At 61.5% G+C, this 24,922-nt stretch carries 16 protein-coding genes and 3 pseudogenes; 9 read left to right on the top strand and 10 right to left on the bottom strand.

Going from position 1 to position 24,922, the window contains the following annotated elements; all coding sequences use genetic code 11:
• Positions 1-7: 7 nt before the first annotated feature.
• The 3 genes from pfkB to E4Q08_RS22995 form a co-directional block, all read right to left on the bottom strand.
• Complete coding sequence (gene pfkB, locus E4Q08_RS23005; protein WP_169072118.1) at positions 8-985, bottom strand: 1-phosphofructokinase; 978 nt, start codon at positions 983-985, stop codon at positions 8-10.
• Between the two features lie 138 nt (positions 986-1,123).
• Positions 1,124-3,586 (bottom strand): phosphoenolpyruvate--protein phosphotransferase, encoded by a 2,463-nt coding sequence (ptsP, locus tag E4Q08_RS23000; protein WP_169072117.1) that lies wholly within the window; start codon positions 3,584-3,586, stop codon positions 1,124-1,126.
• Between the two features lie 90 nt (positions 3,587-3,676).
• Positions 3,677-4,465: a DeoR/GlpR family DNA-binding transcription regulator gene (locus E4Q08_RS22995; protein ID WP_034909069.1), complete on the bottom strand. Its 789-nt coding sequence runs from the start codon at positions 4,463-4,465 to the stop codon at positions 3,677-3,679.
• A gap of 555 nt (positions 4,466-5,020) precedes the next feature.
• Here E4Q08_RS22995 and E4Q08_RS22990 point away from each other — a divergent pair.
• The 3 genes from E4Q08_RS22990 to E4Q08_RS22980 all read left to right on the top strand — a co-directional run bounded on the left by E4Q08_RS22990 (position 5,021) and on the right by E4Q08_RS22980 (position 9,928).
• Positions 5,021-8,557, top strand: a complete 3,537-nt coding sequence (locus E4Q08_RS22990) for an indolepyruvate ferredoxin oxidoreductase family protein (RefSeq protein ID WP_169072116.1) — start codon at positions 5,021-5,023, stop codon at positions 8,555-8,557.
• A 94-nt stretch (positions 8,558-8,651) separates the two neighbouring features.
• Positions 8,652-9,401 (top strand): class I SAM-dependent methyltransferase, encoded by a 750-nt coding sequence (locus E4Q08_RS22985; protein WP_169072115.1) that lies wholly within the window; start codon positions 8,652-8,654, stop codon positions 9,399-9,401.
• 80 nt (positions 9,402-9,481) lie between these two features.
• On the top strand, positions 9,482-9,928 hold the full coding sequence (locus E4Q08_RS22980) for a PhaM family polyhydroxyalkanoate granule multifunctional regulatory protein (protein WP_169072114.1): 447 nt from the start codon (positions 9,482-9,484) through the stop codon (positions 9,926-9,928).
• Between the two features lie 167 nt (positions 9,929-10,095).
• On the opposite strand, the gene E4Q08_RS22975 is transcribed toward E4Q08_RS22980, so the two are convergent.
• The 7 genes and pseudogenes from E4Q08_RS22975 to E4Q08_RS22945 form a co-directional block, all read right to left on the bottom strand.
• Positions 10,096-11,262 (bottom strand): CaiB/BaiF CoA transferase family protein, encoded by a 1,167-nt coding sequence (locus tag E4Q08_RS22975; RefSeq protein WP_169072113.1) that lies wholly within the window; start codon positions 11,260-11,262, stop codon positions 10,096-10,098.
• Between the two features lie 29 nt (positions 11,263-11,291).
• Positions 11,292-12,107 (bottom strand): ABC transporter ATP-binding protein, encoded by an 816-nt coding sequence (locus tag E4Q08_RS22970; RefSeq protein ID WP_169072112.1) that lies wholly within the window; start codon positions 12,105-12,107, stop codon positions 11,292-11,294.
• Between the two features lie 46 nt (positions 12,108-12,153).
• Positions 12,154-13,491, bottom strand: a complete 1,338-nt coding sequence (locus E4Q08_RS22965; RefSeq protein WP_169072111.1) for an ABC transporter substrate-binding protein — start codon at positions 13,489-13,491, stop codon at positions 12,154-12,156.
• An 81-nt stretch (positions 13,492-13,572) separates the two neighbouring features.
• Positions 13,573-14,649: a branched-chain amino acid ABC transporter permease gene (locus E4Q08_RS22960; RefSeq protein ID WP_169072110.1), complete on the bottom strand. Its 1,077-nt coding sequence runs from the start codon at positions 14,647-14,649 to the stop codon at positions 13,573-13,575.
• Positions 14,650-14,786: 137 nt separating this feature from the next.
• Positions 14,787-15,716 carry a branched-chain amino acid ABC transporter permease gene (locus tag E4Q08_RS22955; RefSeq protein WP_169072109.1) on the bottom strand — a complete coding sequence of 310 codons (930 nt, stop codon included), beginning with the start codon at positions 15,714-15,716 and terminating at the stop codon, positions 14,787-14,789.
• Between the two features lie 12 nt (positions 15,717-15,728).
• Positions 15,729-16,512 (bottom strand): annotated as a pseudogene (locus tag E4Q08_RS22950) (ABC transporter ATP-binding protein).
• Positions 16,509-18,470 (bottom strand): AMP-dependent synthetase/ligase, encoded by a 1,962-nt coding sequence (locus E4Q08_RS22945; RefSeq protein WP_169072108.1) that lies wholly within the window; start codon positions 18,468-18,470, stop codon positions 16,509-16,511. The pseudogene E4Q08_RS22950 and the gene E4Q08_RS22945 overlap by 4 nt, the downstream one beginning before the upstream one ends.
• 478 nt (positions 18,471-18,948) lie before the next feature.
• Here E4Q08_RS22945 and E4Q08_RS22940 point away from each other — a divergent pair, with 478 nt between their 5' ends.
• The 6 genes and pseudogenes from E4Q08_RS22940 to E4Q08_RS22915 form a co-directional block, all read left to right on the top strand.
• Positions 18,949-19,269: a DUF485 domain-containing protein gene (locus E4Q08_RS22940; protein WP_211203543.1), complete on the top strand. Its 321-nt coding sequence runs from the start codon at positions 18,949-18,951 to the stop codon at positions 19,267-19,269.
• A pseudogene (locus tag E4Q08_RS22935) lies at positions 19,269-20,931 on the top strand (cation acetate symporter). Before E4Q08_RS22940 ends, E4Q08_RS22935 begins: the two are co-directional and overlap by 1 nt.
• Positions 20,932-21,091: 160 nt before the next feature.
• On the top strand, positions 21,092-22,462 hold the full coding sequence (locus E4Q08_RS22930) for a carbonic anhydrase (RefSeq protein ID WP_248595106.1): 1,371 nt from the start codon (positions 21,092-21,094) through the stop codon (positions 22,460-22,462).
• Between the two features lie 300 nt (positions 22,463-22,762).
• Positions 22,763-24,397 carry a peptide chain release factor 3 gene (locus E4Q08_RS22925; RefSeq protein WP_169072106.1) on the top strand — a complete coding sequence of 545 codons (1,635 nt, stop codon included), beginning with the start codon at positions 22,763-22,765 and terminating at the stop codon, positions 24,395-24,397.
• A pseudogene (locus E4Q08_RS22920) lies at positions 24,378-24,545 on the top strand (DUF480 domain-containing protein); the annotation flags it as partial. The gene E4Q08_RS22925 and the pseudogene E4Q08_RS22920, both read left to right, overlap by 20 nt.
• A 129-nt stretch (positions 24,546-24,674) precedes the next feature.
• On the top strand, positions 24,675-24,922 hold a 248-nt coding region (locus tag E4Q08_RS22915), incomplete at its 3' end, for an IS1634 family transposase N-terminal domain-related protein (RefSeq protein WP_505438050.1).

The raw sequence follows: 24,922 nt of genomic DNA, 5'->3' as shown, positions 1-24,922 counted from the left end.
TTCGTGATTACAGCGATGCCGACGGGCGGCCTGTCAGGTCCACGACCTGGCGTATGGTGACTTGCGCCATGAATGACTCGATGACCGCCGGCGACGGCAGGCGTGGCCCGAGCTGGGTCAGCGCGCCGAGGGCGCTGGCGGTAGCCAGGCGAGCGCAGTCCGCCAAGTTCCAGCCGCGCAAACTGCCGGCGACGAAGCCCGCGACCATGGCGTCACCGGCGCCGACCGTGCTCTTGACCTCGACCGCCGGCGGGATGGCCCGCAGACAGTCATCGGCGGTGACGAACAATGCCCCTTCGCTGCCCATCGACACCACCACGCAACCCAGCCCGGCGGCGAGCAGCTGGCGCGCCGCGCGGATCACCGACGCCTGGTCGGGTAGCGGCGAGCCCACCAGTTCTTCCAGTTCGGCGATGTTGGGTTTGATGGCCCAGGGCCCGGCGGTGATTCCATGCCGCAGGGGGTCGCCGCTGCTGTCGAGCAGCACTCGCTTGCCTGCCGCCTTGAGCCGGTGGATCAGGTCAGGGTAGTAGGCAACAGGAACGCCGGCGGGAACGCTGCCGGAAAGCACGAAGCAGTCGTGGTCGGCGAGCAGGGCTTCGATCGTCCGCGCCAGTTCGGCGAGCTGGTCCGGAGTCGCGGCGGGGCCGGGAAAGTTGATGTCGGTGATCCCCTGCGACGTCTCGTCGATGATCTTGACATTGACGCGGGTCTTCCCAGGGACTCGTACGAAGGCGTCGGTCATCCCCTTGCTAGCAAAGAGTTGCTCGAAAACTCCCGCGTTGTCGCGCCCGAGCAGGCCGCTGACGGCAACGCGAAAGCCCAGGTCGGCAAGGAAGGAAGCGACGTTCACTCCCTTGCCGCCGGGGTCCGATTGCTCCCAGGCGACCCGGTTGACACTCCCGGCCGCGAAATCGGGAATCGCCACGCTCTGGTCGATGGCCGGATTGAGGGTAAGGGTGGCGATGCCTGTCGATCGATTCATGGTCGTCTTATCCATTAATGTGAAAGTCGCGTATGCGACTCACGAATCTCCCCTCCCCCCCTCGCGGGGGAGGGGCCGGGGGGAGAGGGAAACGGTCATGACTTTCATGATCGGGGGTGTCTGGAAAAGTCATGGCCGTTAGAGGGCGCGCACTTCGGCGGCGCTTTGACAGGCCAGGGCGCGCTTGGCCAGGGCCTGCATGTCTGCCAGAGACTGGGCGCGCAGCCGGGACTTGATCGCCGCGATACTGGGGATGCTCATGCTCAGTTCGGCGACGCCGAGGCCGGCGAGGATCATGGCGCCCTTCGGATCACCGGCCATGCCACCACACACGCCGACCCATCGGCCGGCGGCCGTGGCCGCCTTGACGGTCATGTCGATCATGCGCAGCACCGCCGGGTGCAGGGCGTCAGCCTGGCGCGCCAGGCTCGGATGCCCCCGGTCCATCGCCAGCACATACTGGGTCAGGTCGTTGGTGCCGACCGAGAAGAAATCGGCGTGCACCGCGAGTTCCGGCGCCATCAGCACCGCCGAGGGCACTTCGATCATGATGCCGATATCGACGACGGCAGCGCCGAGTTCGACGCGGACCTCTTCCGCGATGGTGCGGGCGGCGCGCAACTCTTCAACGGTGGCGATCATCGGGAACATGATCTTCACCGGGCCGGTCGCGGCGGCGCGATAGATGGCGCGCAACTGCGGCCGAAAGAGGTCGGAGCGGGCGAGGCAGAGACGGATGCCGCGCACGCCGAGGAAAGGGTTCTCTTCGGCGGGCAGCGACAGGTACGGCACTTCCTTGTCGCCGCCGATGTCAAGCGTGCGAATGATCAAGGGCAAACCGTTGAGCGCGCGCGTCATCGCGCTGTAGGCGATGAACTGCTCGTCTTCGCTGGGCGGTTCGGCACGTTGCAGAAAGAGGAATTCGCTGCGCAACAGGCCAATCCCCTCGGCACCGGCGGCCACCGCCTGTTCGGCTTCGGCCGCGCCACCGATGTTGGCCACCACCTCGATGCGGTAGCCGTCAGTGGTGATCGCCGGCTGATAGCAGGCCAGTCGTTCCGCTTCGCGCAGCGCCTGCCACTCGTGCTGCGCCTGGCGAGCCAGCGCCAGGTCGCCGTCACCCGGCTCCGGGTAGAGATTCCCGGTATCGCCGTCGAGAATGCACAGGCTGTCCTCGGCCTGATGCAGCACTGCCGGACCGGCGCCGACGATGGCCGGAATATCCAGCGAACGGGCAATGATCGCGGTGTGCGAGGTCGGGCCGCCACCGGCCGTGCAGATGCCAAGGATCATTGTCGGATCGAGACGCGCGGTGTCGGAGGGTGACAGATCCTCGGCCACCAGGATCACCGGGACGGCAATCGAAGCCGGCTCCTCTTCGAGCGTGTCGGCCAGCAGGCGCAGCACCCGGCGTCCGACATCCTGGAGATCGACCGCGCGTTCCTTGAGCAGCGCATCGTCGAGGGACGCCACTTCCAGTGCGCGTTCGTCGACACTCTGGCGCCACGCCCAGCCGGCGCTGTGTCCGGCCCCGATCAGCCGCTGCGTGGCATCGACCAGATCGGGGTCATCGAGGAACTCTTCATGGGCGCGGAAGATCGCCGCCCGGGCACCGCCGCTGCGCGCCTTGACTTCGTCGTGCAGTTCGCGCAATTGCAGCTTGGCTGTGGCGATCGCCTGCTGCAACCGTGTCTGCTCGTGCGCGGCATCGTTGGCGGTGACGGCGACGACGATCCTCTCGCGCCGGAAGTGACGCAGCGGCCCGATCGCCACGCCCGGCGAGGCGGCGATGCCGGCGATCGCCCGCGCCTGCAGCGTCAGCGTCGGCGCGGCAAAGCCTGCCGGCGGCGCTTCCGCCTCGTCTTCGAGGCCGTGTCGGACCGCCGCCGCCAGGGCTTCGAGCGCCGCATCCTCATCGACGCCGCGCGCCATGATGCGGATGCTGGCCTGCTTGTCGGCGCCGAGCTTCAGCAGCGAGACCAGGCTCTTGCCGTTGGCCACCTTGCTGATGTGGCGGACACGCACCTCCGACTGGAACCGTTTGGCGATATCCACGAAGGCAGTTGCCGGGCGGGCGTGCAGGCCGGCCGGGCCGGTCAGCGAGACATCGACCCATTTGGCGAAATCGTCGGCCGCATCGGCCGGCGCCCCGGTGTTGACGGATCCGCCGTCACGTGGCTGTGTCAGACGCTCGATGATGTCCGCGGGCTCACTGGTCCGCGCCAGGCGTTGCACCGTTTCCGGGTCGTCGAGCACGTCGGTGAGGTTGGCGAGCAGTTCGATATGCTCGTCGGAACGGGCGGCGATAGCGACGACCAGGTACACGGTCTCACCCTGGTTCCACTGCACGCCGTCGGGAAACTGCGTCACCGAGATGCCGGTCTGGATGATCAGTTCCCGGTCCTTGGGCAATCCGTGCGGAATGGCGATGCCGTTGCCGAGATAGGTATTGGCTACTTTCTCGCGCAGCAGCATGCTGTCGACGTAGCCAGGCTGCATATTTCCGCTGTCGACCAGGAGGCTGCCGGCAATGCGGATCGCCTCGGTCTTGTCGCGCGCCTGTGCATTGAGGCGGATGTTTCCCTGAGTCAGGTGGATCATGATCGGTTCCCTTCTGTCGCCCTGCGCCGGCACTGGCCGGAACAGGACTGTTGCGGTGGTCGGAAGCGCCTGCGCGCCATTTCCGGTGAGTTACAGGTCTTCGGCGTAAGTCAGGGTGATGGCAGCGACCCGGGCCGCCTCGACCCCCTCGCGGGCCAGCCCGCGATCGACGATCCAACGCCTCAGGCCGGCAAGCGGCAGGATCGGCGCGAACGATTGCTGACCCCACTTGGCACTGTCGCAGATGGCGCAAACGCTCTTGCTGCGGGCGATGACCGCACGCTTGATCACCGCCTCGACATGATTGGAGTTGCTCCAGCCCTGCGTCGCATCGACGCCGCCGGCGCCCATGAAGAACAGGTCAATCTTCAAGTCGGCAATCTGCGCCAGCGCGACGGGACCGACGGTACTGAGCGCGTTCTGATAAACCTCACCGCCGATCAACTGCAGGTGGTAAGGCGTGCGCCCGGCGAGTTCGGTCGCGATACTGATGCCATGCGTGACGATGTTGAGGTGGGTGACCTGCGGCAGGCCCTGGCCAATCGCCCGTGCCATTTCGCAGGCCGTCGTGCCGGCGTCGAGGTAGACCGTTTGTCCGCTCTTCAGGAGACGCGTGGCAGCACGGCCGACCTGTTGCTTCTGCGCCGACGCCAGCTCCAGGCGCCGCGCATACTCGACGTCACGATTGAGCATCACCGCGCCGCCATGGACCCGGCGCAGCAGTCCGCGGGTTTCCAGTTCGGCCAGATCGCGGCGTACGGTCATCTCCGACAACTGGAACTGCTGTGCCAGTTGCCGCGTGCGGCACTCCCCGCGCGCAGACAGTTCCGACATGATGAGCTCCAGGCGATGATCCGCAAGATGATCACGATCAGCCATGGTCTGGTCTTCTCACTGAGGCGCAAAGCTTGTAGAGAACACTTGCAAGACAGTTCAGCATGTCGAACCCTTTCTGTAATGTGAGATTGTGATCGAATATGTTTGTTCATGCCCACAAAACGAACATTAACGCACATTTTCGAACATAGCAAGGATTTTCTTTGGGGAGATCCACCGGCGCAGCGTTGCCGCCGTGAGCGTTAAGCTGCCACCCGACTTCGGCCTCGAATGCATGACGCCGATCTGCTCTTCCCGATCATCCGTGAACGCGATGAACGGAACGTGGCGCCCGCCGCTGCAGTGATGGTGTTTGTGGCTTGCAAATGATGCCTCGACTCCGTCGCTGAAAGAATTCAACCCTTTCTGCGCCTGTTTCCACTACATTTTGATTGCCATCCTAATGCGGATTTCCGCCCGCACCCGCCAGCGGTCAGATGGATTGCCGGCTTGCCGGCAGTCGGCGAGTTGCGGTATGGGATGCGCAAACGAATACGAATCGTATGCCGGACGACCCCAGGCGTTTCGGTTAACATGCAGCCACCACAGGAGAATCCCATGAGCGATCTCTCGACCACACTCGACAGCCGCTATACGGCTAATTCGGGACGCGTCTTTCTGAGCGGTACGCAAGCCCTCGTTCGCCTGCCGATGCTGCAGCGCATGCGCGACGAAGCGGCCGGGCTGAATACCGCAGGCTTTGTCTCGGGCTACCGTGGCAGCCCGCTGGGAGGACTCGATCAGGCGCTGTGGAAAGCTCGCCCGCATCTCGAGGCCCAGCGCATCGTCTTCCAGCCGGCGGTCAATGAGGATCTTGCAGCCACCGCCGTCTGGGGAACCCAGCAGCTCAATCTCTTTCCCGGCGCCAAATACGAGGGAATCTTCGCCATGTGGTACGGCAAGGGTCCGGGTGTCGACCGCTGTGGCGACGTTTTCCGGCACGCCAATGCGGCCGGCTCGGCAAAGTATGGTGGTGTCCTGGTGATCGCCGGCGACGATCATGCTGCCAAATCCTCGACGCTGCCGCACCAGACCGAACACAGCTTCAAGGCGGTGATGATGCCGGTCCTCTATCCGGCCAACGTTCAGGAATATCTCGATTACGGCCTGCACGGCTGGGCGATGAGCCGCTACTCGGGCTGCTGGGTGGTGATGAAGGCGCTGGCCGACACCGTCGAAACCTCCGCGTCGGTCTCGATTGACCCGCTGTCGACACGGATCCGGCTACCCGACGATTTCGAGATGCCGGCGAACGATCCACACGCCCTCAACATCCGCTGGCCCGATCCGCCCCTGCAGCAGGAAGCGCGCCTGCTCAACCACAAGCTGTACGCGGCGCTGGCCTATTGCCGCGCCAACCAGCTCAACCGGGTGGTCATCGATAGTGCCGACCCGGCTTCGCCTGCCCGCCTGGGAATCATCACCGCCGGCAAGGCCTACCTCGACGTCCGCCAGGCACTCGGCGAACTCGGGATCGACGACGAACTGGCAGCGCAGATCGGCATTCGCCTGTACAAGGTCGGCATGGTCTGGCCACTCGAAGCCGATGGCGTGCGCCGCTTCGCCGAGGGGCTCGAAGAAATCCTGGTCGTCGAGGAAAAACGGCAACTGCTCGAATACCAGCTCAAGGAGGAACTCTACAACTGGCGCGAAGATGTCCGGCCACGCGTCGTCGGGAAGTTCGACGAAAAAGGCGAATGGGCGCTGCTGCCCACCGGTAGCGGGCATCTGACGCATGGCGACTGGCTGCTGCCGGCGGCCGGCGAGTTGTCGGTGGCACAGGTGGCGCGGGCGCTGGCAGCGCGCATCGGGCGCTTCTTCACTTCTTCGGCAATCGAAGCTCGCCTGGCGCTGCTCGAAGCCAAGCAGAGAAGCCTCGCACAGGGGCTGCTGCCGGCGACCGGCATGGCGGCCATCCAGCGCACGCCGTACTTCTGTTCCGGTTGCCCGCACAACACCTCGACGCGCGTACCCGAAGGTTCTCGCGCCGTCGCCGGCATCGGCTGCCACTACATGGTGACCTGGATGGACCGCAATACCGCGACCTTCACGCACATGGGCGGCGAAGGCGTGACCTGGGTCGGGCAGGCGCCGTTCACCCACGAGAAGCACATTTTCGCCAACCTCGGCGATGGTACCTACTTCCACTCCGGTCTGTTGGCGATTCGCCAGGCGGTTGCCGCCGGCGTCGCCATCACCTACAAAATTCTGTATAACGACGCCGTGGCGATGACCGGTGGGCAACCGGTCGATGGCCAGTTGAGCGTCGCACAACTGAGTCGTCAACTGGCGGCGGAAGGCATCCAGCGGATCGTCATTGTCACCGACGAGCCGGAAAAATATCGACAGATCCCTGACCTCGCCCCGAATACGCCGATTCATCATCGCGATGAACTCGATGCCGTACAGCGCGAACTGCGCAATCACCCCGGCGTATCGGTCCTGATCTATGACCAGACCTGCGCCACCGAGAAACGCCGCCGGCGCAAGCGTGGCAAGCTCGCCGATCCGGCCCAGCGGGTGTTCATCAACACGGCGGTCTGTGAAGGATGCGGAGACTGTGGCGTGCAGTCCAACTGCCTGGCAGTGATTCCGGTAGAAACCGAGTTTGGCCGCAAGCGAGCGATCGATCAGTCGGCATGCAACAAGGATTTCTCGTGCATCCATGGCTTCTGTCCCAGCTTCGTCAGCGTCGAAGGCGGCAGACTGCGCCGCGGCCGGGCCATCACTGCTGCGGGAGCGGTGCTGCCGGAACCTCTGCGGCCTGACACCAGGCGCCCCTACAACATCCTGATCACCGGCGTTGGCGGCACCGGCGTCGTCACCCTCGGTGCCCTGCTGGGAATGGCCGCGCATCTCGACGGCAAGGGCGTCTCGGTGCTCGACATGACCGGCCTGGCTCAAAAATTCGGCGCCGTTTTTTCCCACCTCAGGATCGCCGACCGGCCCGAGGACATTCACGCCGCACGCATCGCGACCGGCGAAGCACATGCCGTGATCGGTGGCGACCTGGTGGTCAGCGCCGGCGCCGAGACGCTGTCGAAAGTGCTTGCCGGAAAGACCCGGGCGGTGGTCAACGTCGCCGAAACGCCAACCGCCGAGTTCACCCGCAACCCGGACTGGCAGTTCCCGCAGAAACACATGCAGGAGCAGATCAGTGAAGCGTGTGGCGAGGGCAACACCCTTTTCCTCGACACCGTAGCCATGTCGCGCCGCCTGATGGGGGATGCCCTGTACGGCAATCTGCTGCTGCTCGGCGTCGCCTGGCAGCGCGGACTGGTGCCGCTGTCGCTGGCAGCCATCGACCAGGCCATCGAACTCAATGCGGCCGCTGTCGAGCAGAACCGCCAGGCTTTTCTCTGGGGCCGACGCGCAGCGCACGACCCCGAAGCCCTGCAGAGTCTGCTCAAAGCAGCTGGCATGCCGGCAGCGCAGCGACTTTCGCAGAACCTCGACGAGTTGATCAGCCAGCGTGTCGAGACCTTGACCGCCTATCAGAATGCGCGCTACGCTGAACGTTACCGTGCTCTGGTCGAGCGCGTACGCGCCGCCGAATCTTCATTGCAGTCGACCGCGCTGAGCGAAGTCGTGGCACGCAGCTATTTCAAACTCCTGGCAGTCAAGGACGAGTACGAGGTGGCACGACTGTATTCCGACCCGGCATTCCTCCAGCAGTTGTCCGAAGAATTCGAGGGCGACTACCGCCTGCGTTTCCACCTCGCGCCACCGCTGCTCGCCAGACTCGATCCGGCGACCGGCAGAGTCCGGAAAAGCAGTTACGGGCCATGGATGATGCATGCCTTCAGGGGGTTGAGCCGGTTGAAGAGCTTGCGCGGAACGATCTTCGATCTCTTCGGGAAAACCCGGGAACGCCGGATGGAAAGGCAACTGCTTGCCGACTACGAGGCCGACATCGAACTGATGCTGGCGCGGCTCCAGGAGGAAACCCTGGCCAGTGCCATCGAACTGGCCAAAGTGCCCGAGCAGATTCGTGGTTATGGTCATGTCAAGGCTGCGTCGGTACTGCCGGCACGCGCCAGGCGGGAAACGCTGCGCGCGCAACTGCAGGCCGCGGCAAACACGCAGGCATCCTGACCCTTCCCAGAAATTTCATACCCTTCGCTGCGCAGCCACCATGAGCAAGCCGTTGCCTTTACCCCCCTCTGAACCTGGAGATCCCGCGCCAGCGATGCTCGGTCCGCAGATCCGTCAACTGGCGCTGCAGTTCGCCGCAGCACTGGCCGTTCTTTCGCTGGCCTGGCCTTACTACGGCATCCGCAACGAAGAACTGCCCTGGCCGCAGACGGCTTTCGCCATCGGCGGCATCGCTGCGCTGTTCGCCACCATCAGCCGCCAGCCCTGGTGGTGGCGACTGATGCATGCCCTCTTCGCGCCGCTGGCCTGGAGCGTTTCCCGGCTGGCGATCGACCCCGGCTGGTTCCTGCTCTTGTTCGTTCTGCTGCTGCTCGTGTATCGCGGTGCGCTGACCGGCCAGGTACCGCTCTATTTCTCCAACCGCCCAAGCGCAGCGGCCATCGCCAAACTCACTGCCGACCGGCACGATCTGCGTTTTCTCGACCTCGGCGCGGGCATCGGCAGTGTTCTGATTCCACTCGCCAGTGAGCGACCAGAAGCGCATTTCAGCGGTGTCGAGAATGCACCGGCAACCTGGCTCATTGGCCGCCTGCGCAGCGCCGGCCTCGCCAATTGCGACTGGCGCTGGGGCGACATCTGGCAAACCGATCTCTCCGGACACAACGTGGTATATGCCTTCCTGTCGCCGGCGCCGATGGCAGCACTATGGGAAAAGGTACAAAAGGAGATGCCGCCGGGGAGCCTGTTCGTCAGCAACAGTTTTCCCGTGCCCGGCGTCGCCGCCACGCGCATCATCGATGTCGATGACGCACGGCAAACCCGGCTCTACTGCTACCGAATCTGAATGAATCGACTTGCGCCGCCTCGCCGCAGACCGCAAAACTTTGCTAAGATGAATCACCCCACCACAACCGGAGCACCAAGATGTCCAATCTCGATTCTGCCACTGATCCCCTGAGCTTTGCCAAGAAGATGTGGGGTGGCATGGGCTTTTCCCTGCCGAACATGGTCACCCCTACCCTCAACGTCGAAGAAATTGAACAAAAGATCAAGGATCTCAAGGCTGTAGAAAGCTGGCTGAAAATGAATCTGTCGATGCTGCAGATGACGATTCAGGGCCTCGAAATGCAATGCGTCACCCTCAACGCGGTACGGGCGATGGGCCAGATGGCTGGCAGTTACGCTTCCGGCGCTGGCGGCGACACCAACCAGGCCGGTGGTCTGGTGACTGGCAGCGGCAATGAGGCGCTCAAGCAGGCAGCGCTGTGGCCACTGACCATGCTGCAGCAGATGCAGGAACAGATGCAAAAAGCCGCCGCCGCGGCGTCGGCACAAGTCAGCCAGGCACGCGAAGACACCCCAAAAACATAGAGCGAGGCGCTGCCGGCTAACGGTCATGACTTTGCAAGACACCCCCGATGATGAAAGTCATGACCGTTTCCCTCTCCCCCAACCCCTCCCCCGCAAGTGGGGAGGGGAGATTCGTGGGTCGCTGACGCGACTTTCACATTAACGGTCATGTTACGCCGACGGCTGCTTCAGATGATCGAAGCCTGCTGCAGTCCGCGGATTTCATCCGTACTGAAGCCTGACTCGCGCAGCACCTCTGCAGAGTGCTCGCCCGGCGACGGTGCAGCGCGTTCGACGGCGAAGACCCAGTCGGAGAGTTTCAGCGGTGGTGCGAACTGGGTCACTCCGTCCGCCTGCACGGCCATGCCGCGGGCGACGAACTGCGGGTGTGCCAGGGCCTCGGCAACGCTGAGTACTGGCGTCACGCAGCAATCGACGCGGGCAAAAAAATCCCGCCATTCCGACTGATTACGGCTGGCAAAGAGTTCTTCGAGTTCACGACGCAGCGCTGCCGCCGCCGTACCGCGCAGCCCATGCCTCGTCTTCCATTCGGGACGTGCCAGGGCATCACAGAAGAGATCCCAGAACTTTTTTTCGAGCGGTGCGACCGCCATGTAGCGCCCGTCTGCGGTGGCATAGACCCCATAACCGGCGTCACCACCGCTCAACAGATCGGCACCGCGCTGCGGCACCAACCCCTCCGCCTGCAGAGCGAAAAACGGGAAGAGGTTGTGCGCCAGCACCGCTTCACTCATCGCCACATCAACCAGGCGTCCCCGCCCGCTACGCTGTGCATCAAACAGCGCGGCGAGGATGCCCATCACCGCAGTCATCGCTCCGCCCAGCAGATCAGCGACCTGGAGATTGGGAATCGCCGGCTGACCGCCATCCACACCGATCTGATCGAGGACGCCGGCAAAACCGATGTAGTTGAGGTCGTGGCCGGCAGCCATCGCCAGCGGCCCGGTCTGGCCGTAACCGGTGATCGCGCAATACACGATCTTCGGATTGACCTCAGATAGCGCCTGATAGCCAATCCCGAGCTTGTCGCTGACCCCCGGTCGAAAGCTCTCGACAACAATGTCGGCCGCGCTCACCAGGCGCAGAAATACCGCACGCCCTTGTGGATGCTTGAGATCGAGGCGCAGGCCACGCTTGTTGCGATTGACACTGCGGTAGAAGATACTGATGCCGTCCGGACCATCGCCGAGGATGCGCGCGTAGTCACCGGCACCGTGATCCTCGATCTTGATCACGTCGGCGCCCAGGTCTGCCAGGTGCAAGGTGGCGACCGGACCGGGCAACAGGCGCGTCAGGTCGAGAACGCGCACACCGCTTAACGGTCCGCCACTCATGTGTCGTCCTCGCAAGGTTCCACAGTGACTCATGACAGCCAGCGCTTGCGGCGGCGATAATGCTTCACATCGCGAAAGCTCTTGCGCCCGACCGATGACAGCCCCAGGTAGAACTCCTTGACGTCTTCATTGGCCGCCAGATCGCTGGCAATCCCCTCCATCACCACCCTGCCATTTTCCAGGATATAACCGAAGTCGGCGTAGCGCAAAGCCATATTGGTGTTCTGCTCCGCAAGCAGGAAAGTCACGCCTTCCTTCTGGTTCAGATCCTTGACGATGGCAAATACCTCGTCGACGATCTGTGGCGCCAGCCCCATCGACGGCTCGTCGAGCAACAGCATGCGCGGATTGGCCATCAACGCCCGCCCGATCGCGCACATCTGTTGCTCACCGCCCGAGGTATAGGCGGCCTGGCTGCTGCGGCGCGTCTTGAGGCGAGGAAAATACGCGTAGACCTTGTCGAGCGTCTCGGCAATCGCCGCTTTGCCATCGCTGCGCGTGTAGGCACCGGTCAGCAGGTTTTCCTCGATGCTCAGGTGAGCAAAGCAGTGTCGTCCTTCCATCACCTGGATCACCCCGCGCCTGACCAGTTGTGCCGGGGTCAGTGCTTCGATGCGTTCGCCGCGCAAGTCGATCGTGCCTTTGGTCACTTCGCCGCGCTCACCGTGCAGCAGATTGCTCACCGCGCGCAGGGTCGTCGTCTTGCCGGCGCCGTTGCCACCAAGCAGTGCCACGATCTTCCCCTCGGGGACACTGAATGAGACGCCCTTGAGAACGAGGATCACGTGGTTGTAGATCACCTCGATGCTATTGACTCGGAGAAGGATGTCGTTGGTATCGCTCATGGCGTCTCTTCGTTGTTGGGGCTCGCCGTAGCGATTCCGCCGAAATCTATAACTTGCATTCGTCGGGCGTACGCGGCTTCAGTTTCTTTTCTTCGGCGTACTTGCCCGAGGCCAGCATCACCATCGGACGCAGAACCTTCTCATCGGCCTGGTACCAGTCGGAACTGAATTCCCACTTGCTGCCATTCCAGGTATGAACGCGCACCCACGACGATCCCATGTGATCGAGACAGGAAGTCTGCACCGGCCGCATCACGCCTGCAAAACCCATGCCGTCAAGGGTCTTCTGGTCGAGGTTGAGGTTTTCCAGACCCCAGCGGACCTGCTCGCCGCTCATCACCTTGCCCTTTCCGTAACGTTCCTGGGCCTTGCGCACCCCTTCAACGCCGAGCATCGCCGACAACAGGCCACGCATATAGAGCACCTGCCCGACCTCGTTTTTCGGCCCGGTGCCCTGCCCCTTGGCATATACCAGATCAAGCATGTCCTTGACGACCTTCGAATTGGGCTCGGCGCCATGCTGCAGCGTCAGCGCGCTATAGCCCTTGGCACCTTCAGCGACATCCTTGACGTCGGGCTCGGCCCCCGCCCACCAGATGCCCATCATCTTGTCACGCGGATAACCGGTGGCCTGCGCTTCGCGCAACGCGGTCGAGTTCATCACCCCCCAACCCCAGAGCAGCACGTAGTCCGGTTTTTGCTGCCGGATCTGCAACCAGGTGGCCTTCTGTTCGACACCGGGGTGTGCCACGGGCAGCAACTGCACCTCGAAACCATAGGTTTTGCCCAGTTCCTGCAGGACCGGGATCGGCTCCTTGCCGTATGGGCTGTCGTGGTAGACCAGCGCGATCTTCTTGCCCTTCAGCTTGGCGACACCTCCTTCCTTCTTGGCGATATGCTGGATGGCCACCTCGGCGCCGACCCAGTAAGTTCCCAGCAAGGGGAAGTTCCAGGTAAACACGGCCCCGTTCTGTGATTCGCTGCGGCCGTAGCCAGCGGTAATCAGCGGAATCTTGTCGGCCGGGGCTTTCTCGGTCAAGGCAAAGGTGACCCCGGTCGACAGCGGCTGGAATACCGTTGCGCCGCCGTTCTTGCCCTTCAAACGCTCATAGCATTCAACGCCGCGGTCAGTGGCGTAAGCCGTTTCACATTCCTCGAAGCTGATCTTGACTCCATTGATCCCACCCCTGGCATTCACCAGCTTCAGGTAGTCAACGTAACCATTGGCCCATTGACTGCCGTTGGCGGCATAAGCGCCGGTGCGGTAGACCAGGACCGGGAAAAACTGCTCCTTGACTTGCGCCAGGGCCGGCGGTGCGGTCAGCAGCGACGACAAAACGACGGCGGTTGCCGAAACCGTCAGTGCAAGCTTGCCTAGTTTCATCAGTGTCTCCTCTTGTTGTCATTGCATTGATGCGCCTGTAAGAACTCTCAAAACGCAGCGGAATTCACCCGCTGCCTATCCTCAGTGCGGAAAAGGCCAGAGCCGAAGTTTTTCCTTGCCGGTAGACCACAGGCGAGCGATGCCATGCGGTTCCTTGATCAGGAAGAAAATGATCAGTCCACCAAAGACGATCAACTCGGCATGCGACACCCCGGCAGTGGAAATGCGGATTCCGAACAGTCCGCCGAAAGCCGGCAGGAACTGATTCAGGGCGATCGGCAGAATGACAATGAAGGCTGCCCCGAAGAAACTCCCCATGATCGTACCCAGGCCGCCGATGATGACCATGAACAGCAACTGGAAGGAACGATCGACCGAGAAAGCTGCCGGTTCCCACGAAGCCAGATGGATGAAACCCCACAGGGCGCCGGCCGTGCCGACGAAAAAGGAACTGACGGCAAAAGCCGAGAGCTTGGCAAACAGCGGTCGGATGCCGATTACCTCGGCGGCGACGTCCATATCGCGAATCGCCATCCACTGCCGGCCGACGGCGCAGCGCGTCATGTTTTTCGCCAGAAGCGCGAAAACCGTCAGGAATGCCAGGCAGAACAGATACTTGTTGACCGGGGTGTCAATCTGCCAACCCATGATCTGAAGGTTGGAGACCGAAACGGAGCCTGAAGACGCATTGTCGGTAAACCAGGGAACGCGCAGAAAGACCCAGTCGGTGAAGAACTGTGCCGCCAGGGTGGCGACCGCGAGATAGAGTCCGCGTACCCGCAGGCTCGGGATACCAAAAAATATGCCCACGACGGCAGCGGTGACGCCTCCCATGAGCAAGGAAAACAGCAACGGCAGGCCTGCGATGCGTATATGAAAATTGTAGGCCGCGTAAGCTCCTACCGCCATGAAGGCCCCGGCACCGAGCGTGATCTGCCCGCAGAAACCGACCAGGATGTTGACCCCGAGCGCGGCCAGCGACAGGATCAGGAAGGGAATCAGGATCGCGCGAAACAGGTATTCGTCGACCAGCAGCGGCACCCCGATGAAGGCCACCACCAGGAGACCGAGAATCGCCCAACGGTCCTGCGCGATCGGAAAAATCTGCTGATCGGCGGCGTAGGAAGTCTTGAACTGACCATTTTCTCTGTACAGCATCTGTCTGATCTCCGATGAATGTGAAAGTCGCGTATGCGACTCACGAATCTCTCCTCCCCCCTCGCGGGGGAGGGGTCGGGGGAGAGGGAAACGGTCATGACTTTCATGATCTGGGGTGCCTGGAACAGTCATGACCGTTAGACGCGGTCGATGATCTTTTCGCCGAACAAGCCTTGCGGCCTGAACAGCAGGAAGAGCAAAGCGAGTTGGTAGGCAAACCAGATTTCGATGCCGCCACCAATCATCGGTCCGAGATAGACTTCCGAGACCTTCTCGCCGACTCCGATGATCAGCCCGCCGATGATCGCGCCGGGGATCGAGGTGAGACCGCCGAGAATCACTACCGGCAGACCACGCAGCGCCACCGTCGCCAGCGAAAACTGTACGCCCAGCTTGGAACCCCAGATCACCCCGGCGACCAGCGCCACCAGGCCGGCCACGCACCAGACGATCACCCAGATGCGATTGAGCGGGATGCCGATCGACTGGGCCGCCTGATGGTCGTCAGCGACCGCCCGCAAGGCCCGCCCGGTGGCGGTTTTCTGGAAATACAGCGCCAGCAGGCCGACCAGCAGCGCCGCGATCAAGGCTGCCACAAAATCTTCCTTGTTGATCAGCAGGCCGCCTTCAAAGGTCCCTTCAAGGATCATCACCGGTTCCTTGGGCATACCGACGTCGATCTTGTAGACGTCGGTACCGAAGACGCTTGTGCCGACGCCTTCCAGGACGTAGGCAATGCCCAGGGTCGCCATCAGCAAGGTCGCGCCCTCCTGATTCACCAGGTGACGCAGGACCAGACGCTCGATCAGCCAGGCGACGGCGAACATCAGTGCGCCGGCCAGGAAAAAGGCGATCGCATTCGCCAGCCATGCGCTGTCGATGCCCAGACTTTCCGGAATCCACGCCGAAAAACGTGCCATCGCCAGGGCCGCGAACAGCACCATGGCTCCCTGCGCGAAGTTGAACACCCCCGATGCCTTGAAGATCAGCACAAAGCCCAGTGCGACCAGCGAATACAGCATGCCGGTCATCAGTCCACCTATCAGTGTTTCGAGAAAGAAACCCATCCGATGCTCTCCTCAGTGACTGGCGCCAAGGTAGGCGCGGATGACTTCCGGGTTGGCTCTGACCGCGTCGGGGTCCCCATCGCCGATCTTCCTGCCGTAATCGAGAACCACCACCCGGTCGGAAATGTCCATGACCACCGCCATGTCGTGCTCGATGAGCACGATCGTCGTCCCGAATTGATCATTGACGTCGAGGATGAAGCGACACATGTCCTGCTTCTCTTCGACGTTCATTCCGGCCATCGGCTCGTCCAGCAGGAGAATGCTCGGCTCCATGGCCAGCGCCCGGCCAAGGTCGACGCGCTTTTGCAGACCGTAGGGCAGGCGGCCAACCGGCGTCTTGCGAATATGCTGAATCTCGAGGAAGTCGATCACTTCCTCAACCCTGGCACGGTGCAGAAGTTCCTCGCGCCGCGCCCGCGCCCCACCAGAACGCCTGCTGGATCAGATTGCTGCGGATCTTGAGATTGCGCCCGGTCATCAGGTTGTCGATCACATTCATGCCCTTGAACAGGGCGATGTTCTGAAAGGTGCGTGAGATACCTGCCCTGGCCGCCTTGTAGGGGTTCATGCGGCTGAAGTGCTGGCCACGCAGGATGATCTCTCCCTCCTGGGGGCGATAGACACCGTTGATCACATTGAGCATCGAACTCTTGCCGGCACCATTCGGGCCGATGATCGCGCGGATTTCGTGTTCGCGGACGTCGAAGGAAATATCGGTCAGCGCCTTGACCCCACCGAAGGAAAGAGAGACATTTTTCAGGTCGAGGATGACCTCACCGCTCTGCCGACTCATCCGCTGGCCCTCCCGGAAATTGCGAAGGTCTTCAGATCCCGGATGACGAGATCGGCAGCCACCTTGCCTTGCCTTCCGTCCTCGAACTTCACTGCAGTTTCGATGAATTGCCGGTTTCTGCCGCTGTACAGCGCATCGATCAGTACCGCATATTTCTCGGCGACGAAGTTACGACGTACCTTGCGCGTGCGCGTCAGTTCGTCATCATCGGGATCGAGTTCCTTGTGCAGGATCAGGAAACGATGGATCTGCGAATCGGCCAAGGCCCCCTCGCCCACCAGTTCGCCATTGACCTGTTCGATACATTCCTGAATCAGTCCATAGACTTCGGGCTTGGCCGCCAGATCGGTATAGCCAGAATAAGCGATGCCACGCCGCTCCGCCCAGTTGCCGACGGCACCGATGTCGATGTTGATGAACGCGCAGACCCTCTCGCGGCGATCACCGAAGACTACGGCTTCCTTGATGTGCGGGAAGAATTTCAGCTTGTTTTCGATGTAATTCGGCGCATACATCGCGCCATTGGCCAGCTTGCCGACGTCCTTGGCGCGATCGATGATCTTGAGATGGCCGTCGTCGTCGAAGATTCCCGCGTCGCCGGTCATGAAATAGCCCTCGGCGTTGATCGCCTCGGCGGTCGCCTCGGGGCGCTTGTAGTACTCCTTGAGCAGCATTGGACCCTTGACCAGGATCTCGCCGTTGTCGGCAATCTTCACCTCGACGCCTGGCGCCGGCTTGCCGACGCTGTCGAACTTGATCTGGCCATCAGGCTGCAGGCAGACGTAGGCGCAGGTTTCGGTCTGGCCATAGAGCTGCTTCAGATTGATGCCGATCGATCGATAGAAACGGAACAGGTCGGGGCCGATCGCCGCTCCGGCGGTATATGCGACGCGGATGCGACTCATGCCGAGCACGTTCTTCAGCGGCCCGAAAACGCAGACCTTGCCCAAGGCATAGAGCAGACGGTCGGCGAGCGAGACCTTCCGTCCGTCGAGAATCTCGGCACCGCTACGCCGGGCTACCGCCATGAAGAAGTGAAACATTTTCTGCTTGATGACGCTTGCGTCCTCCATGCGGATCATCACCTGCGTCAGCAGGTTTTCGAAGACGCGCGGTGGCGCAAAGTAATAGGTCGGTCCGATCTCGCGCAGGTCGGTCATCACCGTCTCGGCGGACTCCGGGCAGTTGATCGTGAAGCCGGCGACCATTGCCTGGGCAAAGGAAAAGAGATGGTCGCCGACCCAGGCCATCGGCAGATACGAGAGGATGTCCTCATCTGCAGTCAGACGATCGAAATCCGCCCCTCCTTGCGCCGCGCTGATGAAGGAGTGATGGGTCAGACGCACCCCCTTGGGCTTGCCGGTCGTCCCCGAGGTATACAGCATGACACTCACGTCATCGGTGGAGCCTGCAGCGACCTCGGTGCTCAGCAGATCCGGGTGATTGCGGTTGTGAATCCGCCCCATTGCCATCAACTCACGGATGTCGTGGATAAACGACTGCGTATAGTGGCGCATGCCGCGCGGATCGTCATAAAGGACATGCTCGAGTTGCGGCAGTTGATCCTGGATCTCGAGCAACTTGTCGACCTGCTCCTGATCCTCGACGAAGACAAAACGGATTTCCGCATCGAGCAGGACAAACAGCATTTCGCTGGCGACCGCGTCCTGGTAAAGCGGCAGGGGTACACCGCCAAGACACTGCACGGCAGTCATCATCATGTACATGCGCGGCCGGTTTTCGCCGACGATGGCCAGATTCTCGCCACGTCGAAAACCCATTTCCGCAAGACCGCAGGCCAGCGCGCAAACCTCCTCGGCGACATCGCTCCAGGTCCAGCACTGCCAGATCCCCAGATCCTTCTCGCGCATCGCCGGTTTGCTGCCACGCATTTGCGCATGCTGAATCAGCAAGCGCGGAAAGGTATCCAGCGCTTGCGAAGAAGCCATTTTCGGCATCTCGTCTCCTCCGGTGCATTGCACGTCAGAATGCTGACGGCCAGCCCTTGTCTTTATGCTGCCGATTCTAGTCCCTTTTCGCCGATAGTCATTGTGCAGTGCCGCATCACCCCCCGGCTTAATGTGAAAGTCGCGTATGCGACTCACGAATCTCCCCTCCCCCTCGCGGGGGGAGGGGTCGGGGGGAGAGGGAAACGGTCATGACTTTCATGATCGGGGGTGCCTGGAAAAGTCATGACCGTTAGCCGCATTTCGTGCCAGCGTGTGTATCCAGGCCTTGCACAGGCTTCCGTGAGACGGCTGCCTGTCCGTTCATTCGGCCGTCTTCGGTAAAAGACGTCAAGACTTCCAGACCAGCGGAATTGAACAAGCCATTGATATGGGTTAGTATTCCGCGCGGCGAGGGGAAGGACTGTTCAATACCTGGTCAATGCGCTGCAGAATAAACCGCTTCAACAAAACAAAATTGGAGGAAGACATGAGTAGTGTTATGTACGAACGAATGCGGGTCAATCCCAAATTCCAGAAACTGGTTAGCGAGCGGGGGCGCTTCGCATGGACCCTGTCGGCCATTGTGCTGATCCTTTTCTACGGATTCTTCATGCTGGTCGCCTTCAACCCGGGGCTGCTGGGTCAGAAGATTGCCGAGGGATCGATGTGGCCAATCGGCTATACCGTCGAGCTTTGCCTGTTCATCTTTTTCTGGCTGCTGACCTTCGTGTATGTTCGCCGCGCCAACGGCGAGTTTGATGATCTGACTTCCGAAATGATCAAGGAAGCCCAGAAGGAGAAGCTATGATGCAGCGACTGACCACGGCACTTGCCCTGCTCGTCCTTTCTGGCCTGGCTGCTGCCGGCCCGGCGATGGACGCAGCCGGCGCCAAACAGGCGACCAACTGGCACGCGATCATCATGTTCCTGATCTTCGTCGCGATGACCATGGGGATCACCTATTGGGCGGCCGGCCGCACCAAGTCCACTGCCGACTTCTATACCGCCGGTGGCGGCATCACCGGTTTCCAGAACGGACTGGCGATCGCCGGCGACTATATGTCGGCGGCAACGCTGCTCGGTCTCACGGCGATGACCTACACCCAGGGTTACGACGGCTACATCTACATGCTGGCGTTCTTCGCCGGCTGGCCGATCATCCTCTTCCTGATGGCCGAACGGCTGCGCAACCTGGGCCGCTTCACCTTTGCCGACATCACCTCGTATCGGCTCGACCAGGGCAAGGTGCGCACCATGGCCGCGCTCTCTTCGCTGGTCGTGGTGGTCTTCTACCTGATCGCCCAGATGGTCGGTGCCGGCCAGTTGATCAAGCTGCTCTTCGGCCTCGACTACAACATCGCGATCTTCGTCGTCGGCATCCTGATGATGGTCTACGTCACCCTCGGCGGTATGGTGGCGACGACCTGGGTACAGATCATCAAGGCCTGCATGCTGCTCTTCGGTGGCACGCTGACGCTGATCCTGGCCTACAGCCAGTTTCGGCTTTTCACTGACGGAACTGCTGCAGAAGGCCGAAGCGGTCCACAAGCTCGGACCCAAGCTGATGGCACCGGGAAGCCTGCTCGCCGATCCGATTACCGCCATCTCGCTCGGTCTCGGCCTGATGTTCGGCACTGCCGGCCTGCCGCACATCCTGATGCGCTTCTTCACCGTCGGCAACGCCAAGGAAGCCCGGAAATCGGTGCTCTACGCTTCCGGCTTCGTCGGTTTCTTCTTCAACGTCATCTTCCTGATGGGTCTGTGTGCGGTCCTCATCGTCGGTCAGAATCCAGAGTTCTTCGAGGGCGGAACCGTCGGTGGCAAGCTGATCGGCGGCGGCAACATGGTCGCCATGCACCTGGCCAAGGCCGTCGGCGGCAACATGCTGCTCGGCTTCCTGGCGGCGGTGGCTTTTGCGACCATCCTGGCGGTCGTTTCCGGTCTGGCGCTCGCCGGGGCATCGGCCATTTCGCATGACATCTATGCGCGCGTGATCCGCAAGGGACAGGCGACCGAGAAGGAAGAGATTCGCGTGTCGCGTTTCGCGACCATCGGTCTCGGCATGCTGGCCATCGTTCTCGGCATCCTGTTCGAGAAGATGAACATCGCCTTCATGGTCGGTCTGGCCTTCGGCGTCGCGGCGGCGGCCAACTTCCCGGTACTGATCCTGTCGATGTACTGGAAAGGCCTGACGACTCGCGGCGCGCTGTGGGGCGGTTACGGCGGCGTCATTTCCGCGGTGCTGTTCGTCCTCTTCTCGAAGTCGGTGTGGGTTGACGTGCTGGGCAACAAGGCTGCCTTGTTCCCCTACACACAGCCGGCACTGTTCGCGATGCCGATCGCCTTCATCTTTGCCTACATCTTCTCCAAGAGCGACACCGGTCCCCGCTCCAAGCTGGAGAAAGAGGCATTCGAAGACCAGTACGTGCGCGCACAGACGGGTTTCGGCGCTTCCGGCGCCAGCCACTAAGCAGTCTGTATTGCAGAAAACCCTGGCGGAGCAGGAACCCGCCAGGGTTTTTTATTTGTACGCAAGCGACTCCTGCCGCCAGTCGATCATCCCGCCTCAAGTTTCGCGACGATATTCCGTGAACCAGAGGATGAGCAGAACGAACGACGGGAGTCCCTTCATGCATCCAGACCTCAGAATTCTTGCCACCTGTTGCGTGGCCATCATGCCGGCGATTGCGTCGGCAGCCTGGCAAGTGATTTCCGCCGAACCGGGCAAACGCGTCGAGGTCGACCGCAGCAGTATCCGAAAGGAGGAGAACGGGAAGACCGTTGCACTGGGGCGCATCATTCTCGAAAAGCCGATCATCGATCCCAAGACCTCTTCGTCGTACCGGATCGTACAGGCCCTCAGCCGCTACGACTGTACCTTGCGTAGCTACAGCACGCTGAAGCGCAGCTATTTCAAAGAGGAAGGAGAGCTGCTGCGGGAAGAAGACGTCAAGGTACAGGTCGAAATGCCGATACGTTCAGGAATGCTCGACGACAAGCTGCTGCGGGAAGTCTGCCGACCGAAACCGGGTCCTGACACCGCCCTGGCAGCCAGCCGCACCGCCGACAAGGTCAACGAAGCGAGCGGTGAACTGCGCAAAGCCAACGAGGCGCTGGTTCAGAAGGAAGTCCGGCGCGCCAACCTGCAAACCCTGGCGGCCGAGAAAGCCGTGCCCGAGGCCAAACCGGCAACTCTGACCCGACTGCCTATGCGCGCCGTCAGCGCGGCGCCGGTGGTGCTGGCCACTGCTGCGCCAGAGCACCAGCGCATTGTGAGAGCGCGGCCTGCTGCCAGCGACGAGCCCCCCCATACCCCCTCACATGCGCATGTCCACTGGGCTTACGAGGGTGAGGGCGGCCCCGAAAACTGGGGCAAGCTGAAGCCAGAATATGTCACCTGCGATACCGGCAAGCGGCAATCCCCGATCGATATTCGTGACGGTTTCCGGGTCGATCTCGAAGCGATTGAATTCAGCTATCGGCAGTCAGCTTTTCGCGTCGTCGACAACGGCCACACCATCCAGGTCGAGGTGGACGGCAGCAGCATCCGCCTGCTCGGCAAGACCTACGATCTGATCCAGTTCCACTTTCACCGCCCCTCCGAGGAGCGCGTCAACGGCAGATCCTTCGACATGGTGGCACACCTGGTGCACAAGTCGGTGGACGGCAGGATCGCCGTCCTCGCTGTGCTGCTCGAGAAAGGCATGGAAAATCCAGTGGTCCAGACGGTGTGGAACAATCTGCCGCTGGAGAAGAACGAATACGTGACTCCGCCCGGGTTGGCTATCGACGTCGCGCAGTTGCTACCTGAGGACCGTAGCTACTATACCTACATGGGTTCGTTGACCACGCCACCGTGCTCCGAAGGCGTGCTCTGGCTGGTCCTCAAGCAGCCGCAACAGATCTCGCCCGAGCAGTTCGCGCTTTTCACCCGCCTGTACCGGCACAACGCCCGGCCAGTGCAGGCAGGCTTCGGCCGGATGATCAAGGAGTCGCGTTGAAGCTGGCGTCTTGCCGTCGTGTTACCATCCCTGGCTGCCCACACGTTCAAGGTTCAAGGATCCAGGGAGACTGACGCATGCACACGGGAATCGATTCGATGAAGGACGCCAACGTGATGTCCAGTCCGCCGTCGAGCACATTGCCGGCTTGACCCGCTCTTTCGATTGACGACGGGAGTGGAGAGTTGGAGAGTTCCAGCCGGCTCCGAGTCTTGCTATAGTCTACATTTTTACCGCCAACGGGTCCGTTCTTGCTTCCCCACCGGCGGCTTTTGTTTTATTGCCGCCGAAAGCTTCCTGATGAGTACCACCCTGAGCGAATCCCGGAATGAAAGTCGGTTCCCTCCCGAGATCCTGCGCGACGTCGCCAAACGCCGCACTTTTGCCATCATCTCACACCCCGACGCGGGCAAGACGACACTGACCGAGAAGCTGCTGCTGTTCGGCGGCGCCATTCAGCTCGCCGGCACCGTCAAGGGCCGCAAGAGTGCTCGCCATGCCACCTCGGACTGGATGGAGGTCGAGAAGCAGCGTGGCATTTCAGTGACCAGTTCGGTGATGCAGTTCGAGTATCAGCAGCACACCATCAATCTGCTCGACACGCCTGGCCACGAGGATTTTTCCGAAGACACCTACCGTGTCCTGACCGCGGTCGATGCGGCGGTGATGGTCATCGACGCCGCCAAGGGTGTCGAAGCACAAACCATCAAGCTGCTCAACGTCTGCCGCATGCGCAGCACGCCGATCATCACTTTCGTCAACAAGTTCGACCGCGAGGTGCGCGAACCCTTCGACCTGCTCGAGGAAATCGAAGCGGTGCTCGGCATCGAATGCGCACCAATCACCTGGCCGATCGGCATGGGCAAGACCTTTCGCGGCGTCTATCACCTGTTGAACGACCGTCTGCTGCACTTTGCCGCTGGCGAGGAACGCCGTAGTGAATCGGAGCGACTCGAAGGTCTCGACAACCCGCTACTTGACGCACAGTTTCCGGCCGAGGTGGGCAAGCTGCGCGAGGACATCGATCTGATTCAGAGCGCCAGCAGCCCATTCGATCTGGTCGGTTTTCTCGCTGGGCGACAGTCACCGATATTTTTCGGTTCGGCAATCAACAACTTCGGGGTACAGGAAATCCTGCAGGCGCTGCTTGACTGGGCACCACCGCCACAGGAACGCGACGGCGGCAAGCGTCTGGTAAAACCGGGAGAGGCGACTTTCAGCGGCTTTGTTTTCAAGATTCAGGCCAATATGGACCCCAAGCACCGCGACCGGATCGCTTTCTTCCGCGTCTGCTCCGGCCGCTACACACCTGGGATGAAGGTCAAACACATTCGCCTCGATCGCGAGATGAAGCTGGCCAATGTGCTGACTTTCATGGCCAATGAGCGGCTGCTGATGGAAGACGCTGTTGCCGGCGACATCATTGGCATCCACAACCACGGCAACCTGCATATCGGTGATTGCCTGAGCGAAGGCGAAACCTTGAGCTTCAAGGGGATTCCCTATTTCTCGCCGGAACTCTTCCGCGCAGCACGGCTGCGCGACCCACTGAAAAGCAAGCAGTTGCTGAAGGGCCTGCAGGAACTTGGTGAAGAGGGAGCGATCCAGGTCTTCGAGAACCTCGCCAGCGGCGCGCTATTGCTGGGCGCCGTCGGCAACCTGCAATTCGAGGTCGTCGCGCAGCGGCTTCAAACCGAGTACAAGGTCGACGCCATTTTCGAATCGGCCGACATTTACACGGCGCGCTGGCTGACTTTTCCCGATGACGCAACAAGACGCAATTTCGAGCGCGAACAGCTTCACCGCATGGCCAGGGATGTCGATGGCAATCCGGTCTATCTCGCGAGCACTCGCTACAATCTCGAGGTGACGAGCGAGAAATGGGCGCGTGTGGGCTTCCACTCCTCGCGCGAGCATGGGCAGTTGTTCGCCTGAGTCCACCGAAGCATCAACCGAAACGAGACGACCATTGTCCGAATCCCTGAAATTCCTGAATTTTCTCGAGGCCCGCATCCTCGGCGTACTGATCGAAAAGGAAAAGACGACGCCTGACAGCTATCCGCTGACGCTGAACAGTCTGACGGACCTTCCCGGAGCCCTTGAGGTAAGTCGTTGATTCATGGCAAGAAACCAGAAAATCGGCAAAAATGTAGGCATGTAAATATAATAATAGCTATTTACAAACAATGTGCTATTGGCTATTATTGTCGGCATGTACATCGCCCGCGTCCCCAACCGAAAGTCCAGGCCGGCCATCCTGCTTCGCGAGTCCTATCGCGAGGGAGGCAAAGTCTGCACACGAACCATCGCCAATCTGACGAACTGGGCACCGGAACGAATCGTCGCCATGGAACGTCTGGTGAAGGGCGAATTCGACGACTGGTCGGGAGAGATGACCAGCGGCGAGATTTTTGGGGTGCTGTTTGCCCTCAAGCAGTTGGCCGACCAGGTGGGCCTCAC

It is taken from the genome of Candidatus Accumulibacter contiguus (assembly GCF_012940005.1).
In the GTDB taxonomy this organism is placed as follows: Bacteria; Pseudomonadota; Gammaproteobacteria; order Burkholderiales; family Rhodocyclaceae; genus Accumulibacter; species Accumulibacter contiguus.
This window is presented reverse-complemented; position numbering and strand designations above follow the sequence as displayed.